Annotated in this window: 10 protein-coding genes; all 10 read right to left on the bottom strand. The window is 31.3% G+C overall.

Translation table 11 applies throughout. From position 1 onward, the window contains the following. Positions 1–718 (bottom strand): glycine--tRNA ligase subunit beta (locus tag SPD90_RS06440; RefSeq protein WP_320924689.1); only part of this gene is annotated, 718 nt, incomplete at its 3' end. Further along, positions 718–1,596 (bottom strand): glycine--tRNA ligase subunit alpha, encoded by an 879-nt coding sequence (gene glyQ / locus SPD90_RS06435; protein WP_320625061.1) that lies wholly within the window; start codon positions 1,594–1,596, stop codon positions 718–720. The genes glyQ and SPD90_RS06440, both read right to left, overlap by 1 nt. A 197-nt stretch (positions 1,597–1,793) precedes the next feature. Continuing rightward, positions 1,794–2,390 carry a DUF4342 domain-containing protein gene (locus tag SPD90_RS06430; protein WP_320924688.1) on the bottom strand — a complete coding sequence of 199 codons (597 nt, stop codon included), beginning with the start codon at positions 2,388–2,390 and terminating at the stop codon, positions 1,794–1,796. 1 nt (position 2,391) lies between these two features. Beyond that, positions 2,392–3,156 carry a DNA repair protein RecO gene (gene recO, locus SPD90_RS06425; RefSeq protein WP_320625063.1) on the bottom strand — a complete coding sequence of 255 codons (765 nt, stop codon included), beginning with the start codon at positions 3,154–3,156 and terminating at the stop codon, positions 2,392–2,394. A 186-nt stretch (positions 3,157–3,342) separates the two neighbouring features. After that, positions 3,343–4,734: a magnesium transporter gene (gene mgtE / locus SPD90_RS06420; RefSeq protein WP_320924687.1), complete on the bottom strand. Its 1,392-nt coding sequence runs from the start codon at positions 4,732–4,734 to the stop codon at positions 3,343–3,345. Between the two features lie 11 nt (positions 4,735–4,745). Continuing rightward, entirely contained in the window at positions 4,746–5,636 is an 891-nt protein-coding gene (era, locus tag SPD90_RS06415; protein WP_320924686.1) for a GTPase Era, read from the bottom strand. Positions 5,637–5,691: 55 nt separating this feature from the next. Continuing rightward, positions 5,692–6,090, bottom strand: a complete 399-nt coding sequence (locus SPD90_RS06410) for a cytidine deaminase (RefSeq protein ID WP_320624943.1) — start codon at positions 6,088–6,090, stop codon at positions 5,692–5,694. A gap of 124 nt (positions 6,091–6,214) precedes the next feature. Continuing rightward, positions 6,215–6,937, bottom strand: a complete 723-nt coding sequence (locus tag SPD90_RS06405) for a diacylglycerol kinase (protein WP_320924685.1) — start codon at positions 6,935–6,937, stop codon at positions 6,215–6,217. A gap of 6 nt (positions 6,938–6,943) precedes the next feature. Beyond that, complete coding sequence (ybeY, locus tag SPD90_RS06400) at positions 6,944–7,405, bottom strand: rRNA maturation RNase YbeY (protein WP_320624945.1); 462 nt, start codon at positions 7,403–7,405, stop codon at positions 6,944–6,946. A gap of 46 nt (positions 7,406–7,451) precedes the next feature. Further along, positions 7,452–8,376, bottom strand: a 925-nt coding sequence (locus SPD90_RS06395; RefSeq protein WP_320924684.1) for a PhoH family protein, incomplete at its 5' end; no start/stop codon positions are given.

Here is an 8,376-nt window from a genome sequence, read left to right as displayed (position 1 = left end):
CAACTACTCCACCTAAAGATTTTGCTACTTCTTCAGATTGAGTTTTTATATTTTCTTTTCTTACATTTTGGTCTAATACTACATAGTTTTTGCTAAGTGCTTCTAAGTATTCTTCTATTGAATTTACTTCTATTTCTTTTGCACCTAAGAATCTATGTCCTTTTGTTACGTTAGAAGCTATTATACCTTCTAAATCTACAGGTAAAGTTTCGTCGTTTAATAGAGCTACCATCCATCTTATAGGTCTAGCAAATTTCATATTTTTGCCACCCCAACGCATAGCTTTAGGGAATGTAACTCCTTTTATAGCTTCTGGTACTACTTCTTTTAAAACTTCAGCAGTTGCTTTTCCTTCTTCTTTTAAAGTACCAAATAAGTATTCTTCTTTTCCAGCTTGCTTAAAGTATACATCACTTTCAGATAAACCTTTGCTCTTCATAAACCCTAATGCAGGCTTTGTAAAGTTTCCATCAGCATCTACAGCTATTTTTTTAGATGGACCTTTTACTTCTTCTTCAAGATCTGCTTGATTGTCGCTTATTTTATTTATTACAAAAGTAAGTCTTCTTGGCGTTGCATAAGTTTCTATACCTTCAAAATCAACTCTATTTTCAGTTAATGATTTTTCTAAGTTTTCTTTTATTTGTGCTAGTGTAGATTCAACAAATCTTGATGGTAATTCTTCTACACCTACTTCTAGTAAAAAGTAATTTTTCATTATTTGTCACCTTCCTTCATAAGAGGGTATCCCATTTCTTTTCTTTGTTCAACGTAAAGTTGTGAAACGGCTTTAGCCATATCTCTAACTCTTCCTATGAATGAAGCTCTTTGGCTTACACCTATTGCTCCATTTGCATCTAGAGTGTTAAATGTATGTGAGCATTTTAAAACATAGTCATAAGCTGGTATAACTAGTCCTTTTTCTATTATTCTCATAGCTTCTTTTTCGTATATATCGAATAAGTTAAATAGCATTTCTGCATCACATTCTTCAAATGCATACATAGTGTTTTCATATTCTTGTTTTTTGAATACTTCTCCATAAGTTATAGAATCATTCCATTTTAGATCGTATACGCTATCTACATCTTGTATATACATAGCAAGTCTTTCTAAACCATATGTAATTTCACCAGTTTCTAATTCACATTCTATACCACCGACTTGTTGGAAATATGTAAATTGAGTAACTTCCATACCATCTAGCCAAACTTCCCATCCAAGTCCCCAAGCACCAACTGTAGTTGATTCCCAGTTATCTTCAACGAATCTTATATCGTGTTCTAATGGGTTTATACCTATAGCTTCTAAGCTCTTTAAGTATAAGTCTTGTATATCATCTGGTGATGGTTTTAATATAACTTGGAATTGATGATGTTGATATAATCTATTTGGATTTTCACCATATCTACCATCTGCAGGTCTTCTAGATGGTTCAACATAACATACACTCCATGGTTCTGGTCCTAGAGATCTTAGAAGTGTATTTGGATTCATAGTTCCTGCACCCTTTTCAACATCATAAGGTTGCATCATGATACATCCTTGCTTAGCCCAATAGCTTTGTAGAGCAAGTATCATTTCTTGAAAATTCATAATAATACCTCCTGTATAATATACTACTATATTATAAATATTTATTTATTTTATAAAAATTTATTTATTTTATAATAATAACATTAAAGCCTCTCGTTTACACGAAAGGCTTTTAAAGTTCTTCGTTAATACGATTAGGATAACAAAAGTGGTCAGTTTTGTCAATATTGTTCGTATTATAGACGTTTTAATATTTATTATTCATCACTTTTTTTGTCTAGATTTATTACTATTTCATCGACTTCTTCTTGTTTTATTTCGTCTTTAGGAGAAGTTTTAGGTTCTTTTGATTTATTTTTGTCTATAATATCTTTTACATCCTTTGCTTTTACTGAAACCATATCTTTTATAGTGTTAAATTTATCTTCACTAAATTCACCTAAATCTATAACCGTATCTCCATCTTCATTTGCTACTTTTATTTTACATTTTGAAAGTACTGCAGCTGATAATCCAACTAAAGTAAGCATTGGTCCTATTATTGCTCCTACTACACCTATAGTAAAAGGTATGTTTAGCATTGTCTTTTCGTCTTTTTCAATTATTATTCTAACTACACTGCTCTTTTTAATTAAATCCAAAACTTGTTCCTTTAATTCATCTGTGTTTTTCCCAAATATTTCAGTTGTTTTTTTGCTACTTGGATTTAATTCTTTGCAGTTTGTTTCTAAATAGATAATTGCATCTACTACACTTCCATCAGTCTTTTCTAATGCTTCCTTAGCTTGTTTATATGTTGCGTTTGGAAATCTTTCTAAGACCTTATCGATAGCTTCTATTGTTACTTGACTCATATTATTCAGCTCCCTTTTTGTTTTCTATACTTTCTATTAAGTTTAATGATTTAAAGCCTATGTTGTCAACATATTGATTTAAATATCTTTTTAATATTTTATCTAGCTCTTTGACTATATACTTTGATACCTTCGCCTTATTACACGTCAAAATATCATTATTTAATATATATTCCATTAGTCTAATTGTTGTTAAATCTATTTTCATATTATATTCGAAAAAATCTCTACATTTTTGACAGATAGCTCCACCTTCATATATATTAAATACGCTGTTAGTTAAATTTTTATTGCCACAATTACTACATCTATTGACTATTGGTCTAAACCCTATGTAATCTAAAAACTTCAATTCAAATGCATCCTTTATAAACACTTTATCTACATCCTCTTTAGCATATAGATATAAAGTCTGTGCCAATAAAATAAACATCCTATTATTAGTAACTTCATCCTCTACATTGTAGTTAATAAGCTGTACGATATATGTAGCGTATGAAAAGCTATCCAAATCATAAGATATCTCATAAAAACTCTTTATAATTTCACTTTGAAGCACCCTATACATGTTGCCCTGCTTCTTTAACGTAAAATTAGAATATGCAAAAACTTGACAAGATGATAGTAAAGCACTTTTAGTCCTTCTAGCACCCTTTGCTATAGCAGATAGCTTGCCTAGCTTTCGTGTAAATATAGTCAATATTAAATCGTTTTCTTTATATTTAACTGCCCTAAGGACTATTCCTTGGGTATTTACAATCACCATTATTATTCAACGTCTCCCTTTTCTCAAGCTTTCCTTTAGATAAAAATCGATAATCGTATAAATATAAATAAGCCTCTATGTTTCCGGTTCTTTTAAAAACCTCCCAAAATAATTTATACATTTAAAAACCCCCTTCTTACATTTTATCTATAGTTTTTGTAAGAAGAGGTCAAAAAATTCATATATTTAAGAAACAATATTTGACAAAAATATTGTCGTAATTACAAAGAATAATACTACACCTATCATATCTAATAAAACAGATATAAGTGGTGAAGATATTATCGATATATCTCCTGATAAATGTTTTAACATCAAAGGTGTGAAGCTACCTATCATAGCTCCTACAATCATATTAATCCATACGCAAATACCTATTACTATAGCCATATTCCAGCTATTTAAGATCACTCTAGCCATCAATCCTATAATAATAGAGCATACTATACCTGTAATTAAGCCTACAGCACCTTCCTTTAATACTGTTTTAAAGTCGATGTCTTCTTCATCGTTATTAGACAACGTCATTATCGTCAAAGAAGAAGATTGCATTCCGACGCTTCCACCCATAACTAATATTACTGGAACGAAGCATAAGAATTTAACATAAGTTAAGCCTTCTATGAATGTGGCATTAGTAAGTATCATCGCAGTAAACAATCCACCTATTACGATAAGTAATAGCCAAGGCATTCTAGCTCTGACTGATGAGATTATTTGTTCCATCATAGTAGAATCAGGTTTTTCTGCTACGTCTCTTTCGTGTTCAGAAGATCCAGCTAATTTATATAAATCCTCTGTAGCTTCCTCCTCCATGACGTCTATTATATCGTCGACAGTTATTATACCTCTTAATACATTATTTTTATCTACAACTGGAATAGCCAATAAATCGTACTTAGATACTAATTTTACAGCCAATTCTCTATCGTCATCGTCGAAAACTGATATTATATTTTCACTCATCAAATCTCCAACTACAACAGAATCTCTAGCTGTAATCAACTCTCTAAGAGATAATACCCCTACTAGCTTTTCGTCGTTATCTATAACATATATGTAGTAAATAGTTTCAGCATCTTCAGCATTTTTTCTCATATGCTCAATAGCTTCCTTAGCAGTCATATTTTCATTGACTTCTATATATCCAGTTGTCATTATACCACCAGTTGATTCTTCTTCATATCCTAGAAGATGTTTTACATCCTCTGCATCCTCTTTATTAAGTAAGTTTATTATTCTCTGTCTTTCATCGTCTTCTAGTTCACTTAATATGTCTGTCAAATCATCTAAAGACATCTGTTCTAAGATATTTCTACCGTGTTCTACATCTATTAGAGAAAATATTGATCTAAAAAATTCAGGTCCACTTTCCTCTAAAATAGACGCAGACATATCAATTGGTAAAACTTCAAAAAGCTTCACCTTCATTTCTCCGTCTAAGTCTTCCATTACATCAAAGATATCCATAATATGATATTCTTCTAATAATTCCCTTAGTTCCAATACTTTATTATTTTCTAATAAATCGAGTACCTGTTCTAACAACAGATTAGAATCATTGTTTTTCCTATCCATATAATCCACCTTTATTTATCATTATATCCAAAATCACTGATGTAATTTTGTAAATTTCTCCAGTTTTCTTTTACCTTTACCCATAATTGAAGATTTATCTTTGATCCTAATAAAAATTCCATATCTTCTCTCGCTGATTTTCCGATACCTTTTAACTTTCTACCATTTTTGCCTATTATTATCCCCTTGTGAGATTCTCTTTCACAGTAAATAACAGCAGATATATCTACTATATCCTTGTCTTTTCTAGATTTCATTCTCTCTATTTCTACAGCAACTCCATGTGGCACCTCATCGTCTAAATAATGTAGAACTTTTTCTCTTATCAGCTCTGAAACTAGTACCCTTTCTGGTTGGTCTGTTATCATATAATCAGGGAAGTACTTTGGCCCTTCTTCAAGGTATTTTTCTATTACCTTCAGAAGCTCATTTATATTTCTTCCTTTAAGAGCTGATATTGGAACTATTTCCTTAAATAATTCTTCCTTTGAGTATAAATTCATCAAATCAAATAGTTCAGCCTCTTCTAATTTATCTATTTTATTTAAAACTAAAACTACTGGAGTTTTTATCCCCTTTAAATCTTCTATGATTTTTCTATCTCCAGGTCCTATTTTCTTTGAATCATCTACTACGAATAATACTAAATCAACATTTTTAAATGCATCTGTTGCTGATTTTACCATAAATTCGCCTAATTTATTTTTGGGTTTGTGTATACCTGGTGTATCCAAAAATACAATTTGACATTTTTCATCAGTGTACACTGCTTGAATTGTGTTTCTAGTAGTTTGAGGCTTATCACTCATTATGGCAATTTTTTCTCCCACTACATTATTCATTAATGTTGATTTTCCTACATTTGGTCTACCTACTATACTAACAAATCCTGATTTGAACATTTACATTTTCTCCTAACTTATTGTATTTTACTAATTTTTTATTTTTTGTCATTGCTTAAAAGTCACCTTTAGCAAAATAATGTGGTAATAAATCCTTTATATTTGTTTCTATTATATCTCCTTTTGAACTTCCAGTTATTACTTGTATATCATCTGCAAATTCAACTATTACTTGTCTGCATATTCCGCATGGCCATGTCGGTTGATTCTTATCAGAATTATCCGATGCTATTGCGATTTTTACAAATTTACTTTCGCCCTCTGAAATAGCTTTAAATATTGCTGTTCTCTCAGCACAATTAGTCGCTCCAAAGCTGGCACTCTCTATATTACATCCTGTATAAACTTTTCCATCTGATGTCAGTAATGCTGCACCTACTCTAAATTTTGAATAAGGCACATATGCATTTAATCTCGCTTCTTCAGCTAATTTTAATAATTCTCTACTGTCCATAAAGTCCTCCTAAAAATTCACGATAAAATTATAGAATACTTCGATTTCATAATTTTACCATAACATTATTATTATAACACAAAGATTTGATTAACGATTATTTATTTACATTAATTAAAATTTTTTAATAAAAGTTAAATATTTTTATTTGGAATACGAGCATAGCTATCAATATTCCCAACAAAGCTCCTGCAACTGTCTCCCAAAATGTATGTATTTTGCCCTCAATTCTACTCTGCGCCACCAAAACAGCCATTATATATCCTAAAACTGCAGCAATTGGATTTTCGACCATCATAGTTATAGATGTAGCGAGTGCAAATGCAAGTGCTGCATGACCGCTTGGCATGCCTCCCTGAAGTGGAGTTCCTGTAGCAGTAAGTGCCTTGACCACAACTACTGCAATTAGAACCAATACAATACATATCAGGGTTACATGAGGATCCGATTTTCTAATCGATACTATAACCGATTGAGAAAAAAGCACAAATTTATCATAAAAAATCAAATATCCCACAGCCACTGCATTTAGTGAGGAAATCAAAACTCCACCAGCCGCAACATCCTTCGCAATCTTTGCTAGTGGATGAATTTCATTTGTAGTCAAATCTACAGCATTTTCTACAGCAGTATTAAACATCTCTGATACTATTACTAAACTTATAGAAAGAAGTAGTATCATCATTTCTACCCTGTTCAAATCTAAAAATAAGCTTATTAAAAGTACCAATACAGCTGTAACATAGTGAATTTTCATATTTCTCTCGTGCTTGAAGGTGTATATAACACCTTCAATAGCTGCATTAAATGCTTTTATAATATTTTGGCGTGGTTTGTTTCTTTTCATAAAAACCTACTCCCTTGTTATTCCTAACTTGTTTAAAATATATTCTTCCTTTTGTCTCATTTCTTTAGTATGTTCTTCTGTATCGTGGTCATATCCTAGTAAATGGAACATACTGTGGCAAACTAAGAAGCATACCTCTCTTTCAAAGCTGTGGTTATACTCTCTGCTTTGTTCAAAGGCTCTCTCTAGAGATATTACTATATCGCCTAGAGATTCTTCTCCAAATTCTACATCGAATTCATCTTCTACTAAAAGGGGAAATGATAATACGTCTGTAGCTCTGTCTATTCCTCTATACTCTCTGTTTAATTGATGTATTTCTTTGTTGTCTACAAAAGATAAGCTTACTTCATAATTGTCGTCATAATCTTCATAATCTAAACATTCTAATATAATATCTTTTATTTTTTCTATTAAATCTTCACTAACTTCTAGTTTATCTTGTCTATCGTCTATTATTAATTCCATAAATTCACCTACTATTTAATATTTTTTCAAGCTCTATATTATTTTATTATCTTCTAGAGTTTTTTGCATTCTTTTCTTTTTCTCTTTTACTTCTTTTATATTCTTCTCTTTTTTCAAACTTTTCATAAGCCTTAATTATTCTTTGAACTAATTCATGTCTAACTACGTCTTTTTCTGTAAGCTCTATTTTACCTATACCTCTTACATCGCTCAATATATTAGTTGCTTGAATTAGACCGCTTTTTTTGTTATCTGGTAGGTCTGTTTGAGTTATATCTCCTGTAACTACAGCCTTAGATCCAAATCCAAGTCTTGTCAAGAACATCTTCATTTGCTCTGGAGTCGTATTTTGAGCTTCGTCTAGTATTATAAATGCATTGTCTAGAGTTCTACCTCTCATAAATGCAAGTGGAGCGACCTCTATAGTACCTCTTTCTAGATATTTATTTACTCTATCTCCACCTAGCATATCAAATAGCGCATCATATAGTGGTCTTAAGTATGGATCTACTTTATCCTTTAAATCTCCAGGTAAAAATCCCAAGCTTTCTCCAGCTTCAACCGCTGGTCTAGTCAAGATAATTCTGCTTACTTCATCCTTTTTAAATGCGCTTACTGCCATAGCGACTGCCAAATAAGTTTTACCTGTACCAGCTGGACCTATACCAAAAGTTATATCATTTTGATTTATAAGCTCTATATATTTCTTTTGACCTAAAGTTTTAGGCTGAACTGCCTTTCCCTTTTTAGTCACTACGATTACATCCTCTAATTCCTTTATTTGCATCTCACTGCCTTCTAGCAGTAAAGATAAGCTGTATGTCACAGATTGTCTATCTAGTGATTTTCCATTGATAACTGTTTCTTGTAATTCTGTCATCAATTTATAGGCTAATTCTACGTTTTTTTCTTCGCCCATTAATACAATATTACCTTCTCTTAAGATGACATCGATACTCAATGTGTCTTCT

The organism is Intestinibacter sp. (genome assembly GCF_034113885.1).
GTDB lineage: Bacteria > Bacillota > Clostridia > Peptostreptococcales > Peptostreptococcaceae > Intestinibacter.
The sequence above is the reverse complement of the archived record's forward strand: the minus strand, read 5'-3'. Positions and strand labels throughout refer to the sequence as shown.

What these genes read in the sequence shown, in the direction of transcription:
- ybeY (WP_320624945.1), bottom strand. Translation starts at nt 7,405, where the DNA reads ATGGAATTAATAATAGACGATAGACAAGATAAACTAGAAGTTAGTGAA.
- recO (WP_320625063.1), bottom strand. Translation starts at nt 3,156, where the DNA reads ATGGTGATTGTAAATACCCAAGGAATAGTCCTTAGGGCAGTTAAATAT.
- SPD90_RS06430 (WP_320924688.1), bottom strand. Translation starts at nt 2,390, where the DNA reads ATGAGTCAAGTAACAATAGAAGCTATCGATAAGGTCTTAGAAAGATTT.
- SPD90_RS06405 (WP_320924685.1), bottom strand. Translation starts at nt 6,937, where the DNA reads ATGAAAAGAAACAAACCACGCCAAAATATTATAAAAGCATTTAATGCA.
- glyQ (WP_320625061.1), bottom strand. Translation starts at nt 1,596, where the DNA reads ATGAATTTTCAAGAAATGATACTTGCTCTACAAAGCTATTGGGCTAAG.
- mgtE (WP_320924687.1), bottom strand. Translation starts at nt 4,734, where the DNA reads ATGGATAGGAAAAACAATGATTCTAATCTGTTGTTAGAACAGGTACTC.
- SPD90_RS06410 (WP_320624943.1), bottom strand. Translation starts at nt 6,090, where the DNA reads ATGGACAGTAGAGAATTATTAAAATTAGCTGAAGAAGCGAGATTAAAT.
- era (WP_320924686.1), bottom strand. Translation starts at nt 5,636, where the DNA reads ATGTTCAAATCAGGATTTGTTAGTATAGTAGGTAGACCAAATGTAGGA.